This is a genomic window from Marinobacter denitrificans, from assembly GCF_008795955.1.
In the GTDB taxonomy this organism is placed as follows: Bacteria; Pseudomonadota; Gammaproteobacteria; order Pseudomonadales; family Oleiphilaceae; genus Marinobacter; species Marinobacter denitrificans.
Map to the genome: position 1 here is coordinate 92,839 of NZ_VMHN01000009.1, position 17,508 is coordinate 110,346.

Annotated in this window: 15 protein-coding genes; 13 read left to right on the top strand and 2 right to left on the bottom strand. The window is 58.7% G+C overall.

What is annotated here, in order from left to right; genetic code table 11:
- Positions 1-13: 13 nt before the first annotated feature.
- A complete protein-coding gene (locus tag FO268_RS18980) occupies positions 14-778 on the top strand; it encodes a sulfite exporter TauE/SafE family protein (RefSeq protein ID WP_150994829.1) in 765 nt (254 codons plus the stop codon).
- A gap of 29 nt (positions 779-807) precedes the next feature.
- Here FO268_RS18980 and FO268_RS18985 read toward each other — a convergent pair whose 3' ends face one another.
- Positions 808-3,165: a diguanylate cyclase gene (locus FO268_RS18985; RefSeq protein ID WP_225316865.1), complete on the bottom strand. Its 2,358-nt coding sequence runs from the start codon at positions 3,163-3,165 to the stop codon at positions 808-810.
- A 226-nt stretch (positions 3,166-3,391) separates the two neighbouring features.
- Between FO268_RS18985 and FO268_RS18990 the strand changes: the two genes are divergently transcribed.
- The 6 genes from FO268_RS18990 to FO268_RS19015 all read left to right on the top strand — a co-directional run bounded on the left by FO268_RS18990 (position 3,392) and on the right by FO268_RS19015 (position 7,320).
- Positions 3,392-4,192: a MotA/TolQ/ExbB proton channel family protein gene (locus FO268_RS18990; RefSeq protein WP_150994830.1), complete on the top strand. Its 801-nt coding sequence runs from the start codon at positions 3,392-3,394 to the stop codon at positions 4,190-4,192.
- Positions 4,179-4,580 carry an ExbD/TolR family protein gene (locus tag FO268_RS18995; protein WP_150994831.1) on the top strand — a complete coding sequence of 134 codons (402 nt, stop codon included), beginning with the start codon at positions 4,179-4,181 and terminating at the stop codon, positions 4,578-4,580. Before FO268_RS18990 ends, FO268_RS18995 begins: the two co-directional genes overlap by 14 nt.
- Positions 4,577-4,987 carry an ExbD/TolR family protein gene (locus FO268_RS19000; protein WP_150994832.1) on the top strand — a complete coding sequence of 137 codons (411 nt, stop codon included), beginning with the start codon at positions 4,577-4,579 and terminating at the stop codon, positions 4,985-4,987. Before FO268_RS18995 ends, FO268_RS19000 begins: the two co-directional genes overlap by 4 nt.
- The gene (locus FO268_RS19005; protein WP_150994833.1) at positions 4,987-5,778 is read left to right on the top strand and encodes an energy transducer TonB; all 792 of its coding nucleotides are present in this window, start codon (positions 4,987-4,989) and stop codon (positions 5,776-5,778) included. The genes FO268_RS19000 and FO268_RS19005 overlap by 1 nt, the downstream gene beginning before the upstream one ends.
- Positions 5,779-5,975: 197 nt before the next feature.
- A complete protein-coding gene (locus tag FO268_RS19010) occupies positions 5,976-6,494 on the top strand; it encodes an Hcp family type VI secretion system effector (RefSeq protein ID WP_150994834.1) in 519 nt (172 codons plus the stop codon).
- 124 nt (positions 6,495-6,618) lie between these two features.
- On the top strand, positions 6,619-7,320 hold the full coding sequence (locus FO268_RS19015) for a hypothetical protein (RefSeq protein ID WP_225316867.1): 702 nt from the start codon (positions 6,619-6,621) through the stop codon (positions 7,318-7,320).
- On the opposite strand, the gene FO268_RS19020 is transcribed toward FO268_RS19015, so the two are convergent.
- Positions 7,300-9,969, bottom strand: coding sequence for a nitrate reductase (locus tag FO268_RS19020; RefSeq protein WP_150994835.1), 2,670 nt, complete (start codon positions 9,967-9,969; stop codon positions 7,300-7,302). The genes FO268_RS19015 and FO268_RS19020 overlap by 21 nt on opposite strands.
- Before the next feature lie 442 nt (positions 9,970-10,411).
- Here FO268_RS19020 and FO268_RS19025 point away from each other — a divergent pair, with 442 nt between their 5' ends.
- The 6 genes from FO268_RS19025 (at position 10,412) to FO268_RS19050 (ending at position 17,487) form a co-directional block, all read left to right on the top strand.
- Complete coding sequence (locus FO268_RS19025) at positions 10,412-11,038, top strand: ANTAR domain-containing response regulator (RefSeq protein ID WP_150994836.1); 627 nt, start codon at positions 10,412-10,414, stop codon at positions 11,036-11,038.
- Positions 11,039-11,061: 23 nt separating this feature from the next.
- Positions 11,062-12,318 carry a CmpA/NrtA family ABC transporter substrate-binding protein gene (locus FO268_RS19030; protein ID WP_150994837.1) on the top strand — a complete coding sequence of 419 codons (1,257 nt, stop codon included), beginning with the start codon at positions 11,062-11,064 and terminating at the stop codon, positions 12,316-12,318.
- Between the two features lie 205 nt (positions 12,319-12,523).
- Positions 12,524-13,879, top strand: a complete 1,356-nt coding sequence (locus tag FO268_RS19035; protein ID WP_150994838.1) for a CmpA/NrtA family ABC transporter substrate-binding protein — start codon at positions 12,524-12,526, stop codon at positions 13,877-13,879.
- A 24-nt stretch (positions 13,880-13,903) separates the two neighbouring features.
- A complete protein-coding gene (locus FO268_RS19040; RefSeq protein ID WP_150994839.1) occupies positions 13,904-14,899 on the top strand; it encodes an ABC transporter permease in 996 nt (331 codons plus the stop codon).
- Positions 14,900-15,088: 189 nt separating this feature from the next.
- Entirely contained in the window at positions 15,089-15,958 is an 870-nt protein-coding gene (locus tag FO268_RS19045; RefSeq protein ID WP_227716563.1) for an ABC transporter ATP-binding protein, read from the top strand.
- 299 nt (positions 15,959-16,257) lie between these two features.
- Positions 16,258-17,487, top strand: coding sequence for an NAD(P)/FAD-dependent oxidoreductase (locus FO268_RS19050; protein WP_150994841.1), 1,230 nt, complete (start codon positions 16,258-16,260; stop codon positions 17,485-17,487).
- The last annotated feature ends 21 nt before the right edge of the window (positions 17,488-17,508 follow it).

Here is a 17,508-nt window from a genome sequence, read left to right on the forward strand (position 1 = left end):
CCGGGAGTCCGCGTTGGAACTGACACTGATTCCGGAGGGCCTCACTGCCACTACCGCAGCCATACTGCTGACGAGCTCAGTGGTAACCTCAATGATCACTGCCAGCCTGGGTGCCGGGGGCGGCGTGCTGTTACTGGTATTGATGGCATTCTGGATACCGCCTGCGGCGATCATACCGGTACACGGCATGATCCAGTTGGGCTCAAATGCCGGGCGGGCAGGCCTGACCTGGCGCCATACCGACTGGAAAGCCATCGCGGCCTTCGCCCCCGGTGTGCTACTGGGGGCAGCGTTGGGGGCCTGGGTATTGGTGGATCTGCCAACCTATCTCTGGCAACTCACCATTGGCCTGTTCGTGCTGTACCTGTGCTGGGGGCCAGCATTGCCCCGGGGAGCTTTTGGCAGCACAGGCATATTCCTGGCCTCCGTCCTGACCAGTTTCGTGAGCCTGTTTGTCGGGGCTACGGGCCCGCTGGTGGCGTCTTTTATCAAGCAGATGCACAGCGACCGCTTCACCACGGTAGCCACGTTTGCCATGGCCATGACGCTTCAGCATGCCCCAAAAGCACTGGTATTCGGGTTTGCGGGTTTCATGTTCCGGGAGTGGGTGCTGTTTATCCTGGCGATGATCGCCTTCGGTTTCGCCGGCACCTGGCTCGGGCTGCATGTGCTCAGGTCCATGAGTAACCGGCACTTCAGCCGTCTGTTCAATGTTCTGTTGACACTGCTTGCCCTGCGCCTGCTTTGGCAGGCCGGCAGCGCTGCAGGCTGGTGGTAGGGCAGAGCCGCACCATCACGGCAGGCCGATCATACAAGCTGGTCCTGGGGCGGCAGAGGAACCGTAACCACCTGGTTGCGGCCCCGGGCCTTGGCGGCATAGCTGCCTTCATCAGCTCTCGCCATTACTTCACGGGGGCCGGAATCGGCTTCTGACATTTCCGTCAAACCGATGCTCGCGGTCACACCAAAGGATTTGCCGTCCTGCTCGATCCGAATAGACTCAATACCCCGGCGGATAGTTTCGGCCAGCTCCAAAGCGCGTTCCAGCCCACACGCGGGCAGAATAATGCCGAACTCATCACCACCCAGGCGTGCCACTGTATCGGACTGTCGTACCGTCGCCCTGAGCAGATCCGAGAGGCGGCCCAGCAGGTCATCCCCCATCAGATGGCCGCCCTCATCATTGACGGGCTTGAAGTAGTCCAGATCAATCAGCATCAACACACTGGCAACGGTCTTTTTGCTGGCGTCGCCCAGGCATTTCACCAGCGAGGAATTAAATGCCCGTCGGTTCATCAGCCCCGTAAGGCTGTCATGGGTCGCCTCCCACGACAGCCGCTCTTCTTCACGGCGACGTTCACTGTCGTCCCTGATCACCAGTATGAGTTGATGATGGGCTCCACCCCTGCGCAGGTGCAGCATGGTCAGGTCCACGTCGAAGGTGCGGCCGCGGCTGTTCCTCATCGTCGCATACAGGCTGTCCACATCCGCACTGCGGAGGAAATCATCTGGCTCCCAGCGACGGCTTTCACTTTCGATCGCGACACATTCGTAAAAATTGGCCTGGTCACACCCCTCTGGCAATCCCAGGAAAGCGCAGGCGGCGTCGTTGGCATAGCGAATAACACCGTCAACATCCAGCATCAGTACACCTTCCTGAAGGATGCCAAGAATGCTGTCAGCGCGTTCCTGCTCGTCGGCCAGTTCTGCCTCGATTTCCAGTTCATGGGTGATATCCCGGACCACGGTAATAGTCCCCAGTGTCCGTTCATCGGTGCCAATGAGGGCGGTCATTACGTCCGCCCAGACCAGTTGCTGGTCTCTTCGGGTCTTCAGACGGAAACGCCCGAGGAAAACCTCGTTGTTTCTCAGTGCCTCCCGCCAGTCTTCCAAGGCACTGGCGCGGTCTTCTTCATACACTCCCTGGACCAACGGAGTATGCAGCAGGTCATTGGCGTCTATTCCGACAATTCGTTCGAAGGCCGGGTTCACAAATTCAACCCTGCCCAGAACATCCGTCTGGATAATACCGATAGGCGCACTCTGGGTAAGGGAGCGAAAGAACGCCTCGCGCTCAGCCAGCGATGCCATTACTCCATCCCGCTCTTCCATGACGGTGTTGAAGGTTTCCGCCACCTGGCGAATTTCAGAACCACCGGCAACATCCACCGGGTCGGTACGGATACCGAGATGACGTTCACTGATCTGGAAACCAAGCTTGCGCAGTGGCGCCATCAGACGCCGGAAAACAATCAGCGCCAAAGGAGCGGCCACCAGAATCACGATCAACAGTACCTGCGCAAAAGTGACTTCCAACCGGCTGACCGGGGCATAGGCCTCCTTTGCCGGCCACACCGCCGCCACGAACCAGGGCACCTGGGACATCTGCTGCACCGACATGATGGTCTCGGTTCCTTCCTGGTTATCCGTTCTGGCAGTGCCCTCAAACCCGGCCATGGCATCACGCAATATCGGATTTTCCAGTCTCAGCGGTGTCATGGTTTCACCGGTACGGCCATGCGCAAGAGTCACGCCGCTGCGCGTTGCGACACCTACATAGCCTGTCTTGCCAACATGCACCCCGCTGATTTCCTGCATAAAATTGTCGCCAGCAAGATAGATCGCACCACCGAGAACGCCGATAAACCGCTTACGATGATCGAAAATGGGGGCCGTCATCATCACTGCCGGCCGGTTCTCGTAGTTCGAAACATAGGGTTCACTGATAACCGGAGTCAGCTGACTTGAGGTTTGCCGGAAATAGTCGCGTGAACTGATATTCAGCCCGGTCTGCTGATATTGCTCGGGGTGCTCGGCGATAACATTGCCTTCGGTATCAAACAGATAGATACCATCAAACAAATGCTGAAGCGCAATTTCGCGCCTGATGAGCACTCGGGCCCTGGCCTTCAGTACGCTCTCTTCCATGGCGAACCCCTCGGCAACATGGGCAAGCGTATCCCGTCGTTGCTCGAGACGGGTGTCCAGGTCAGCAGCGACCAGGGTTGCGAGGGTTTCCACCTGTTCGCTGGCCTGCGCCTCAAGTTCAGCACGACTGACCATAGAACTGACCACCGCGACTGCCACTGCTGAAAGCACAATGGCAAAGACGACAAAGGCAACAGCCCGGTTGACGAGGCTGGCGAACCATCGCTTTCTAGACACGCTCAGCAGACTCCCGAACACCTAAAATAATTGAGGGCAGGTAGTGATTTTCAGAGGGATCACCAGGCAACTGGCTCACCAGGCGTAGCATCGTTTTTTGTAATTGCCTGTAATTGATCGTCATTCCACAGTCTAACAGACAGTCAGCCGTCAGGAGATTACGGGACTTGCAAATTCAATGATAATCGTTATTATTTAGATCTATTTAACGATTGAGGTTACCGCAATGTCAGACCCCCTGCTCGCCGACACAACCGGCATCAGTACCGGCCCGGTAAGCCAACTGATGGAAATGGGCGGCCCTGTAATGATGGTACTGCTGGCCATTGCGGTTGCGGGCATAGTGACCTTCTTTTACCTCATGTTATACGGGGCTTTTTTTGCCCCGAGACTCACCAAAAAACTTAAAAAAGGCATTACGGTTTGGCAACAAAAGCCCGGCAGTGAAGGGCCGGACCACCTGAGTCGCAACGCCAGCCGGTTTAGCCGCCTCAATCCGCTGCACCATTTGATTATCGATACCATGAATGCCCGCCTGAAGAGGACAGACCCCCAGCAGATCCGGGAAACCGTCGCCAGAGATGCCCATCATTCTCTGGAGCCTTTTGAGGCGCCGCTCAAAATTATTGAGGTTATCGCGGCACTGGCGCCGCTTCTGGGCCTGCTGGGCACGGTTATGGGCATGATGGAAGCTTTCAGCGCCATGGCTGCCACCGAAGGTCGGGCCAACGCTTCCCAGTTAAGCGGAGGCATATACGAAGCACTTACCACCACCGCGGCGGGCCTGGTAATTGCCATTCCCTTTGCCGCCCTGGCGGCCTGGATTGAATTCCGCCTGCGGCGGATCCAGAAAACCATCAACAGCGCCCTTGTTACGGTGATATCGGTGCCGGCAGTAGCAACGTCCGGAAATCAAGAACCCGCAGAAAACCCCGAAGCCGAAACAGACGCCGCACCCACATCCCGGCGTTTTGCCGATTATTCAGGAACCGGGCAACAGGGCCGACTGGCCAATGCAACTGGTTGATCCCAGACCGGCGCGGCCGGTTCCCATCCGCATTACCCCGCTGATTGACGTGGTATTTATCCTGCTGGTGTTCTTCATGCTTACCAGCCGCCTGTTGCCGGTAAGTTTCATGGAGTTGAGCAACAGCACCGGCAATACCAGCCCGGTCACCGGAGAGCCCATGCCAGAGGTCATAATCGAACGCGAAGGACAGGCAGTCTGGCGGGGCGAAACCTACAGGATTGACGCGCTAGTGGGTGAACTGAAAGCCAGTGGCATTGACGAAATCAATCTGGCCACCGCACCTGTCACACGCCTGACAGATTTCACCTCGGCCTACAGCCGGTTATCAGACAGCGGCATCACTGCCCACTGGAAGCGTTCACCGCAGCCCGCGGAGCAACCATGAGCGATCTTGTACCACCACCGGTAACGTCCGGCAAGTCCCTTATGGAACGCCTGGAAGACGCCCTGCTTCCACTCATCAACCTGGTTTTCCTGTTGTTGATGTTTTTTATCGTGGCGGGGCAGCTGTCAGATATCCCGCTGCCGGACCTCCCCGGCACGGCCAATCAGGCCGGAAATGAGCAGCCCCACGCAGATCTCATCGTTACCGCCGCCGGGGATTGGCAGGTAGGTGGACAAACGGTGAGGGCCGAGGGCCTTGCTGACGCATTACCGGCCCCCGATGCGGAAACTCCCCTTAAAATTGCAGCTGAGCAGGACATTGCCATGGATGACCTGGAGGGCCTGCTTCGCGTGCTGGAGAACAGTGGCTATGAGGAAGTCATTCTGCTGACGGAGCCGGCCAGCTGATGGAAGCCAGTAAAACCGTCCGCGGCCTGCTGTTGATTGTGTCTGTTGCCCTTACCGCTGTGATCCTGATAATTGCCGCGCCTGACCGAGTGCCTGAGCTCAAACCGCTTGGGGAGTCGGCGGTCAACTCCGCTCCGGCTATCCGGATATCCCTGGCGGGAGCCCGGCAACCGAAAGAGCTCAACACTTCCGAACCAGAGAGTCAGGAACAGCCACCGGAACCAGAGCCAGCACCCGAACCAGAACCAGAACCAGAACCAGAGCCTGAACCTGAACCTGAACCCGAGCCAGAACCTGAGCCTGAGCCTGAGCCTGAGCCTGAGCCTGAGCCTGAGCCTGAGCCTGAGCCTGAGCCTGAGCCTGAGCCTGAGCCTGAAGTAGTGGAGCAGGTGGCCGAGGCTGACACAACGGAAAGTGAAACCCGAGCGGAAGAACCCACGGAAGACACCACAGGAGAGGAGAGCCCCAATCAACAGGTGGAGCTCACAGCCGGAGAATCCTCCGAGGTGGACAGCTACCTCACCAGACTGAGCCGGCACCTCAGCCAGTTCTACGAATACCCGCGTCGCGCCCGCCGCCTGGGCCAGGAGGGGTCTCCGGTTCTAGTGTTCGAATTCAGCCGCGATGGTAAACTGGTTCAGTATTACCTCAGCAAGTCCTCGGACCACTCCCTGCTGGACTACGCCGCTCTGGACATGCTTGAGGACGCAGAGCCCCTGCCCGAGGTTCCGGACTCCATGAAAGGCGAAACCTTTACCTACGCCCTGCCGGTTCGCTTCCGTCTACGCTGAGCAAATTATTGCCCGGCCAGCGAAATCTCGCCCCGAAGCCAGCAACAAGTTGCCTGAACTACCCCCCGCGCATTCATGAAACACCCTTACTCATTGTTATTAAACAATTTTATATTTGTGGCACGACCTTTGTTACTGAGTAGGCGTCCAGGGAGAACCCGAGGACACTTATTCATTCATTCGTCATGGAGCAGACTATGCCAACTCCTTGTTATATCAGCATCGAAGGCCAGACTCAGGGTAACATCACCGCCGGCGCATTCACGTCCGATTCCGTAGGCAACATCTACGTTGAAGGCCATGAAGACGAAGTACTGGTCCAGGAATTCAGCCACGTTGTAACCGTTCCGACTGATCCTCAGTCCGGCCAGCCTTCCGGCCAGCGCGTTCACAAACCGTTCAAGTTCACTTCTGCCCTGAACAAAGCTACGCCGCTGATGTACAACGCCCTGGCTTCCGGTGAAATGCTGCCAAAAGTTGAGCTGAAGTGGTACCGCACGTCTGTTGAGGGCAAGCAGGAGCACTTTTTCTCTACCATCCTGGAGGATGCCACCATCATTGACATCCAGTGCGACATGCCGCACTGCCAGGATGCTGCCAGTGCTGATTTCACCCAGCTGGTAACCGCGTCCCTGTCCTACCGCAAGGTCACCTGGGAGCACGCAGTTGCCGGTACTTCCGGTGCGGACGACTGGCGTTCCCCGATCGAAGGTTAAGCCCTCCGGTCCGACCAGTCAGAACGGCCAGCATTTGCTGGCCGTTGTTGTTTTTACGGGAGGGCCGGGACGCGGTATTATCAGGTAATGATCGTTTTCCCCTCCTGCTGCACGCGTCTGGCCCATGACTATTGATCCCTGTGAAGCCCACCGGTTGGGCGAGCTGATGTGCAATACCACCAGCGCAATTCTCTGGTCCCCCGCAAAAAGCTGGGTTTGCCAGCAGTATCCGGCCACCACTCTGCTATGCCGGGTCGGCTCCGGGCAGGCTACCTATCACCGTTTTGACCCACGCCTGAAACAGCACCAGATCACCTATGGCAAGCGCATGATCATCTCGAAGCATCAGCCTGATGCGGTCGCTGGCTGGCTTTCCGGGCGGGAGATCCGTCAACGCAGGTATTTTGGTGGCGAGGTTACTACACTGAACCTGCTGGCCCACACCTGTTGCCACGAATTCGCTCACCTGCTCCAGCATGTATCCGGCCAGCGCTATCGAGGCTCCGTCCATAACCGACATTTCTATCGCATACTGGATGAGCTCCACAGTAGCGGTGGTGCGGCTGCCGCCAGGGAACATCTGGCGGAGCTGGCAGAGAATGCCGGCACGCCTGTACCGCATGAGACCATACAAGCACCGGATACCCGCCAGTTAATGGCACAGTGGACGGTGGGAGACGCCGTTGGCTTTGGTGCCGGCAGGCGACAACTGCAAGGCACGATTATCCGGGTGAACCGGAAAACCTGCACCGTGGAGGGTACCGGCCCGTGCCGTGGCTTACGGTACCGGGTGCCGGTAGTGCTGCTACAGGCTCTCGCTGACTGAAACTTCAACCAGGTGGCGGAGTTCCGGAATACAGGAGCCACAGTTGGTCCCGCAACGAAGTTGTTCCCCAAGGGCTGCTACTGACCCCGCACCGCCTGCAATGGCGGCTCCGATCTGGCGCTCACCCACCTGAAAACAACTGCAGATAATCGCACCCGGGTCTTCAACCTCGACGTCCCGGGCCGCCAGCAGCGCGCGACGGCTGGATTCCGACAGCGCCGACTCGGAAAAACACCCATCCAGCCAGCCCGCATCGGGAATTCTGGCGGGCTCGTTATCCACCATCAGCACCGCCTCCAACTGGCCGTTGACGATACGGGCGGCACGGAAACACCCCTGCGCCGGGTCAGCCATCACCACATGGGCGACTCCTCCAAGCCAGTCCGTCACCATGTCCAGCCACTGAACCGGCTGCCGGCCGGCGACCCACCAGCTGTCACAGTGATCAAGCGGAACATGGCACCAGTAGTCGGCTTGCCAGCGCCGCGGCCGGCCCCTTCGAACCAGCAGCCGCCCGTGCCAGCCGGCAGGGAACGGTGTGATGGCGGCGCGGCCATGCTTTGCTTCTGGCTGGCCGGAAACCGGATCCGTTACCTGTTCGGTCAGTACCGTAGCCACCCCATTGGAGGCAAACTGACGGTTCCAGTGAATGGGAATAAAGACCTCCCCGGGTCGCTGCTCAGCACTGCGTCGTACCCGCCCCACAAACTGGCCACTTTTCAGCGTCAGCCGGGCAAGATGCCCTTCCAGCAGCTTCAACCTGGCCATGTCGTGGGGATGAACTTCAACAAACGGTTCGGAACGGTGGGCCAGCAATCGCGGCGCATTGGCAGTTCGGGTCATGGTGTGCCACTGGTCCCGGATACGCCCGGTATTGACCACCATGGGGTAGTCGTCGCCAGGTTGCTGCTCAGGCAGAATCGTTTCAATGGCGATGAAGCGGGCCCGACCATTGTCAGTCACGAATCGGCCGTCCGTGAACAGCCGCTTCGAGCAGATGGCACCAGAGCTTTTCAGCACAGGCCACTGCACCGGTTCCAGGGTGTCGTAGTCAACATCCGTCAGGTTTGCCAGTCGGGCGAGATTGAAAATACGCTCACCATGGTTTTCATGAGCCGAAAGGGCTGCGTGCTCACGAAATATGTCTGCAGACCGACGGTAATCAAAGGCGTCCCCAAAGCCGAGTTTTCCGGCCACGGCGCTCACTATCCACCAGTCCGGTTTCACCTCCGCCGGCAGGGGCAGAAAACACCGTTGACGGGAGATCCGCCTTTCCGAGTTGGTGACCGTGCCGTCTTTTTCACCCCAGCCCGCGGCAGGCAAGAGAATGTCCGCATGTGCCGTGGTATCGGTATGAGCCACACAATCGGAGACGATCACCGTCGGACAACGCGCCAGGGCTTCCCGAACCCGTGCCGAATCCGGCAGACTGACCGCCGGGTTGGTACCCATGATCCAGATCACCCGGATATCCCCCCGATGCACCGCTTCAAACATATCCACCGCTTTCAGGCCAGGCCCGTCTGCCACTCCGCTGGTGCCCCAGAACGCGGCCACCCGCGACCGTGCCCCAGGACTGTCGTAATCCATGTGGGCGGCGAGGGTGTTGGCCAGGCCGCCCACTTCCCGACCACCCATGGCATTGGGCTGGCCGGTCAGGGAAAAAGGCCCGGCCCCGGGCTTGCCAATTCGACCGGTGGCCAGATGACAGTTGATGATGGCATTGCCCTTGTCGGTACCGGCGACGGACTGGTTCACCCCCTGGGAAAAGCCGGTCACCGTGCGCGGCGTCGACGCAAACCAGCGGTAAAAAGTTTCCACATCTTCCGGCGGCAGGTCACACTGCCTGGCCACTGCTGCCACATCTGGTGCAGCATCGCGGGCGCTCGCCAGGGCTTGTTCATAACCCTGGCAGTGGGCATCAATATAGGCCTGATCCATACCACCCTCGGCGGCCAGCCAGTTCAGCAGACCATTGAACAGTACCGTATCAGTGCCGGGACGAAGGGCCAGATGCAGATCGGCCAGTTCGCTGGTTGCGGTGCGACGGGGGTCAATCACCACCACCCTGCGCCCCTTCCTGGCTGCGGCTTTCATGCGCTGGTACAGCACTGGATGGGCCCAGGCGGCGTTGCTGCCGGCCAGCACCAGCAGGTCTGCAAGCTCCAGGTCTTCATAACAACCGGGCACCACATCAGCACCAAAAGCCCGTTTGTGAGCTGCCACCGCAGACGACATGCAAAGGCGGGAGTTGGTGTCCACATTGGCCGTACGAAGAAAGCCCTTGGCCAGCTTGTTGGCTACGTAATAGTCTTCTGTCAGCAACTGCCCCGACAGATAAAAGGCCACGGACTGAGGCCCATATGCTTCCACGCTATCGCGGATGGCTCCCGCCACTTCATCAAGCGCGTTGTTCCAGGCAGACCTCCGCCCTCTGACCACCGGGTATAGTAGTCGTCCTTCCTGGCCGGTAGTCTCGTGCAAGCTGGCACCCTTTACACACAATCGCCCATAGTTAGCGGGATGACTGGCATCTCCGGCTACCGGCATGCGGGTGTCGGAGTTCGCCATAACACCACACCCGACCCCGCAATAGGGGCATGTAGTGTGGACAGGTGGTTTACCGGTATCGTGCGAATCCACTGACATCTCCTGAGAATCACAATCACAAAAAAACCCGCGATGCCCGACCTGGTATTGAACAGATCGGGCATCGCGGGCTTCTTTGCCAGAATTATTCACCGGGACTAAATCCGCCCGGCGTCTTCACGCGCTGCTTCTGCTTATGTGCAAATCCAGGGCCACCATTGGGAGAACCTGTCGCCGTCAGTGATTCCGCCTGTATCGGCAAGCAATCAATGACGCAATTCAGACTCAAAACAGTGCAAAACCGCCGAAAATGCCCAACGACTGCGCAACGTGCTACTCGGAAACGACCGGAAAATCGTAACTACATCGGCTTACACCCCCGCTACAGAGGCCTTGGAGGGGGCTGGCAGATTTATTGCTTCCAAGTCTGGAGAAGGTGAAGACCACTTCGCCGAATGATCAACCATTCGCAGTCAACGACTGTTCAGTTGAGGAAATCATCATGAATTCGCCAGACCCCCTTCGTATCCTTTTGATCGACAAGGACCCCGAACGGGCAAGCCAGGTATGTGCAACATTACGGCACGAGGGTCATGAAGTGATTCGCCAGCGCCCGGATGCCACCGGCCTGACTGCAGCCGTGGCCCGCGACCAGCCGGACATGGTGATCATTGATATGGACTCACCGGACCGGGATACCCTGGAAAACATGAGTACCCTCAATGCCCATGCCCCCAGGCCCATTGTCTTTTTTGCCGACGAGCCCGGCGACCGCGCCACCATTCACGCCGCCGTAAAGGCTGGGGTCAGCGCCTACGTAGTGGATGGTATACAGCCAGAACGGGTTCGCTCTATTATTGACTCGGCGGTGGCGCAGTTCGAATCCTTTCAGGCGCTGCGCACAGAGTTAGAAGAAACCCGCTCCGCGCTGGAAGACCGTAAGACCATCGAGAAAGCCAAGGGGCTGATCATGCGTCATGAGGACTGTGACGAGGAAACCGCCTATCGCATGCTCCGCAGTTCCGCCATGGAGCACAGCGAACGCCTGGCGGTCATGGCTGACCGCGTTATTACCCTAATCGAAAGCCGCAACCAGGGATCGGGCGGGCCAGTCCGCAAAGCCTCATAACTGCCCCGTCAGACGGAGAAACAATGGTTCAACCCACACCACTCCACAGACATCCCGGTTTCCATATTCGGCTGGGCTTTGTGCCACTTCTGGACAGCGCACCACTGATCGTCGCCCGTGAACTGGGGCTTTTTGATGCAGAGGGGCTTGATGTAGAACTGGTGAGGGAAGGTTCCTGGGCTTCCCTGCGGGACAAGGTCACGTTCGGGCTTATCGACGGTGGCCACATGCTGGCCCCCATGCCCCTGAGCATGTCCCTGGCCATTGACCGGCCAAAGGTCCCCGTCGTGGTGGGCATGGTGCTGAGCCGAAACGGCAATGGCATCACACTTGGCAATCGGCTCTTTGGTGAGCTGCTCCGGTCGGCCACAGATCTGGACAACCCCATCGCCACGGCAGGGGCCCTGATCAGTCTGGCAAAACAGAGGGGTAAGCCAATACAGCTGGCTTCCGTCGCTCCCTGGTCAAGCCACGACCTCCAGCTTCGTGACTGGCTGGCTTCTGCCGGCGCGGCTATGGACAACCACATCCAGATTATCCCGGTATCGCCGATTCAGATGGTGGACGCTTTCCGTTCGAACGCCATTGAGGGCTGTTGCGTTGGCGAACCCTGGAACAGCCTGCTGGAGTACGAGAAGCTCGGGCACATCCTCCATTCCGGCCATCAGATATGGCAAAACGCCCCGGAAAAAGTCCTGGGAATGCGGGCGGACTGGATGGCACAGCACAGCGTGATGTACCGGCACCTGCTGCGCGCCTTGCTCGCGGCCTGTCGGTGGCTGGACAATTCCCATAACCACCTTCTGCTGAGGGAGATTCTGTCGAAACCTGAATACCTCGGAGCGCAGATTAATGCACTGGACAACCACCCCTACAGCCTTTTCCACCCGCGACTGGAACAACACTTCTTCCGTCACTCCGCCAATTTCCCCTGGTTGTCCCAGGCCCACTGGCTTGCCTCGCGGCTGACACTCCGAGGGCAACTCGGCCCCGTCAGTGGAGCAATGTTGCGCCAGGTGGTGCGGCCCGACCTGTTCCGGGATGCGGCCGCGTCCATGGGCATCGACACACCGGTAATCGACAGCAAAATGGAAGGGCGCCACCAGCATCCGTTTACTCTCTCCGGTCGTTATGGCCCCGTTGACGTTGCCAGCGACAGACTTCTTGGCGAACACCTCCACGACTGGATGGCAGAACACCATGACCGCCCCGGCCCGCCCAACAATGAGGCGCCACGCACTAAAACGGCCTCCAGAACCGGGCCGGAATCGGGAAACTGAAACCGGATTTATAAAATAACTCTTTACTTTCAGAGTCTTGAAGAACTGGCACGCCGTCTGCTTAACAGACTACATACGATCTTGCATTTACTGCACGTGAATTCGGCAGTAGTGAACACTTGAAGAATATCAGGCATTGACGCCTGCGCCCCGGCAACGGGGGGCAGGCTTTTTTTTGCCTGAAATAAGCAACCGGGAGAACACCATGCAACTGAAAACACTGGTAGCCACCTTACTGATACTGGCAGGAACCGGTTCAGCGCAGGCCGAGATTGGCCCGCCGGAAAAGCCGGACCTGCGGCTTGGATTCATCAAGCTGACCGATATGGCTCCCCTGGCTATTGCCTGGGAACAGGGTTTTTTTATGGATGAAGGTCTGTTCGTGGAGCTCGAAGCCCAGGCCAACTGGAAAGTTCTGCTGGACGGAGTGGTCACCGGCACCCTTGACGGCGCCCATATGCTGGCCGGCCAGCCCCTTGGCGCCACCATCGGCTACGGCACCCAGGCGGATATCATCACCGCGTTCAGTATGGACCTGAACGGCAACGGCATTACCGTATCCAATGATGTCTGGGAGCAGATGACCCCACACATCGATAAAAACGGGGACGGCAATCCTGCCCACCCCATAAGCGCCGCTGCCCTGAAACCCGTCATCGAACAGTACCGTGACGAAGGCGAGCGCTTCCGCATGGGCATGGTGTTCCCGGTATCCACCCACAACTATGAGTTGCGCTACTGGCTGGCGGCTGGGGGCCTGAACCCCGGTCTCTACGCTCCACAACGGGGAGACACCAGCGGCACCATCGACGCCGACGTGCACTTGTCTGTCACGCCCCCACCGCAAATGCCGGCCACCATGGAGGCCGGCACCATCCAGGGCTACTGCGTGGGTGAGCCCTGGAACCAGCAAGCAGTGTTCAAAGGCATCGGTGTGCCGGTGATCACCGATTACGAAATCTGGCCCAATAACCCGGAAAAAGTCTTTGGCGTTACTGAAGCCTGGGCCGAACAGAATCCCAACACCCATCTTCGACTGCTACGGGCTCTGATTCGCGCCGCCCACTGGCTGGACGAGAACAACAATGCCAATCGGGAGGCAGCGGTAAAGATCCTGGCCCGTTCCAGCTACGTGGGTGCGGACGAAGAGGTGATCGCCAACTCCATGACCGGCACCTTCGAATACGAGAAGGGCGATGTACGGGAAGTGCCGGACTTCAACGTCTTCTTCCGCTATTACGCCACCTATCCGTATCCATCGGACGCGATCTGGTACCTGAGCCAGATGCGCCGCTGGGGCCAGATCCCGGAGGCAAAGTCCGACGACTGGTACATGGAAACGGCAGCCAGAGTCTACCGTGCCGATATCTACAAGGAAGCCGCCCGCTCGCTCATCGACGATGGCACGCTCAGTGCAGAGGACTTCCCGGACCTGGACGCAGAAAACTTCACCCGCCCTCACCAGGGCAAGCTCATCGACGGCGTGGCTTTCACTCCCCGGGAACCGAACGCCTACATCGACAGTTTCAAGATTGGCCTGAAAGGCTCGCAAACCCCGTAAGCATTGAGTGTCAGGAGACATCACATGACAACGCTCAGCCAGACCGACTCGTTATCACAAGGCCAACGATGGCTCCGTGCACTGACTGAAAAACTGGCCGGGCGCAGCCTGGCCGAAACCGGACGCCAGCTACTGCTCCCCGCCATTGGCATTGCCCTGTTCCTGGGCTTCTGGCACCTGGCTGCGCCCCAGGTACAGACCTCCCTGGGCGCCTTCCCGGGCCCGGCCCAAGTGCTTGAGCAGACCGGCCAGCTCTGGCAGGAACACAGCAACCAGCGGGACCGTGCCGCTCAGTTCGTGACCATGCAGGAAGAGCGCAATGAGCGAATCCTGACCGAGAACCCGAACGCCGAAGTGAAAATCCGTGATTACCCCGGAGCGCCCACGTTTATTGACCAGATATTCACCAGCCTTGGCACCGTGCTGGCAGGATTTGTACTGGCCACCATCATTGCGGTGCCGCTGGGCATTATCATAGGCCTGAACCGCCATTTTTCGGCGGCGGTCAATCCCTTGATCCAGATCTTCAAACCGGTATCGCCACTGGCCTGGCTACCCCTGGTGACCATGGTGGTTTCGGCCACCTACGTCAGTGACGATCCGATGTTTGCCAAGTCGTTCCTGACGTCGATGATCACCGTGACCTTGTGCAGCCTCTGGCCCACGCTGATCAACACCAGTGTGGGGGTCGCGGCCGTCAACCCGGACCTGCTGAACGTTTCCAAAGTCCTGCAACTGTCGTTCTGGACCCACGTTCGCAAAGTCGTGCTGCCGTCATCCGTTCCTATGATCTTTACCGGCCTGAGAGTATCCCTGGGCATCGCCTGGATGGTGCTGATTGCCGCCGAAATGCTGGCCCAGAGCCCCGGCCTCGGAAAGTTCGTCTGGGATGAATTCCAGAACGGGAGCAGTCAGTCCTTGAGTCGAATCATGGTGGCAGTATTGGCCATCGGTTTTATCGGCTTCTTACTGGACCGAATCATGCTGCTAATTCAGAAGAAGGTTGCCTGGAACGAATAGCTTCTGACCTTGGAGCATGCCGCCCGGGATGACGATGGCCTCCCAGGACACGCGGTGAATACGTCCATGTACGCTCGACAAAAACATCCATGTTTTTGACGGTCCCGGGAGGCCATCGTCACCCCGGGCTCCGCAAGTTTTGAGGAGATTGCTATGAGTAAGTCACACCTTGAATTGACCAATGTACAGATGGCTTTTGATACGCCCCACGGGCCTTTCGTTGCTCTGGAAAACGTCGATCTGAAGATTCGCAAGGGAGAGTTCGTCTCCCTTATCGGCCATTCGGGTTGTGGTAAGTCCACCGTACTCAATATCGTCGCCGGCCTGTTACAGGCCACCCGTGGTGGCTGTGTACTGGATGGGCATGAAGTAAACACCCCGGGGCCTGAGCGCGCCGTTGTGTTCCAGAACCATTCGCTGATGCCCTGGCTGACCGTGTATGAAAACGTGGAACTGGCCGTACAGCAGGTGTTCCGCAAATCCATGAACAAAGCGGAACGCAAGGAATGGATCCTGCACAACCTCAAACTGGTCAATATGGACCATGCCCTGCACAAGCGCCCCGGTGAAATTTCCGGCGGTATGGCGCAGCGCGTTGGTATTGCCCGAGCACTGGCCATGAAACCCAGCGTGCTTTTGATGGACGAGCCCTTTGGGGCGCTGGATGCGCTGACCCGGGCTCATCTTCAAGATTCATTGATGGAAATCCAGCAGGACCTGAACAGCACGGTCATCATGATCACCCACGATGTGGACGAGGCAGTACTGCTGTCGGATCGGATTGTGATGATGACCAACGGCCCGGCCGCCACCATAGGTGAGGAGCTGCATATCAAACTGCCACGACCACGCAACCGGGTAACACTCGCAGACAACCCGGAGTATGTGCACTACCGCCAGGCCGTGCTGTCCTTCCTTTACGAAAAACAGCGTTTCCCCGGCAAAGGCCAGGAAGAACAGGGCGAGCAAAACACCGAGGAGCCTGCCCCGATTCACACTGAAGAAACGCCGGGCGTGGAAAGCAGCCAACCGGAAAGCCCTGTTCGCCGTATCGCCTGAGAGCATTCGGGCATGGCCGGCTGTTAAACCGATTAAAGCACTCATCCGGTGCATCCCGCCCCGTCAAAGCGCACGGATTTCAGGCCAAGTTTAAAGCGTATTCCGATAACCTGCTGTAAACAAAAGAATAACTATGTTGGCACGGCCTTCGCTATTACAAATATAGGGAAGAACGTCCCGGCCATGGATCGGCCGGACCATCAGATCATTGTTGTTGGCATTGGCGCCGGACCATCGAGTCCCTTCGGGGATCAGATGCTCCGGCTTTTTTTGTTCGGGCAGAAAAGGGGATAACCACCATGAGCAAAGGGACAGACCAGACTCTCGTTATCTGCGGGCACGGCATGGTGGCCCAACGTCTACTCGAACAGCTGGTTGAGCAACCGCAAAACCCTTTCGGGCGGATTGTGGTGTTCAACGGCGAAGCAACGCCGGCCTACAACCGCATCCAGCTGTCGGCCGTGCTGGCGGGCGTCGCCAGCGAGGACAGCCTGCAACTGCAGCAACCCGACTGGTACCGGAAGCACAACATCGAAGTGCACCAGGGCGATCCGGTTGTTGCCATTAACCGCGCGGAGAAAACCGTCAGCACCGAGAGCGGGGTGATCCAGCCCTATTCCCGCCTGGTTCTGGCAACCGGTTCCCGCTCGGCCAGCCTGGGCCTGGAGGGCGAGCACCTGGAAGGCGTGATGGGTTTCCGGGACCTGCAGGATACCCGCAGGCTCATCAACATCAGCCAGCGCCACCGCCGGGCTGTGGTCATCGGCGGTGGATTTCTGGGCCTGGAGGCCGCCGAGGGGCTTCGTAGCCGTGGAATGGCAGTCACGGTTCTGCACCGCAGCAACCACCTGTTGAACCGGCAGCTCGACCGCGCCAGTGGCGCGCTGTTGGAGGGTGCCCTGACTGACCGCGGACTGTCCGTTCGCACCAATACCTCTCCGGTAGCACTGCTTGGCCGCAATCTGGTACGTGCAGTGCAACTGGATGACGAAACCCTGATCAGTACCGACCTGGTGGTGATTGCCGCCGGTATTACCCCGAACACGGAATTGGCCCGGGAGGCCGGCCTCGGCTGTGACAGGGCCATCCAAGTGAACGTGCAACTGCAGACCAGTGATCCCCACATACATGCGTTGGGCGAATGCTGCCAGGTCGGCAGCCACACCTTCGGGCTGGTGGAGCCGGGTTATCAACAGGCGGATGTACTGGCACAGGTTTTAGCCGATCCCACTTGCCGGGCTGCTTTTGAGCCAGCCATAACCCCCACACGCCTGAAAATCAGCGGCATTCCCATTTTTTCCTGCGGCCAGACCGAAGCGGATGCAGATACCGAGTCCGTGGTCTGGCAGGACTACGAAACCAATCGCTACTGCCGGCTTCTGGTCCGCGACCAGCGCCTGACCGGCGCCGTGCTGTTCGGTGAGACCAGCGACGGCACCTGGTACAGCGAACGCATTCAACAGGCCGATGACATCAGCCCTTACCGGGCCCATCTGGCCTTTGGCAAGCACTACTGCGAAGCCGCGTAAGGCGGCCGGGAACAGAGAGAG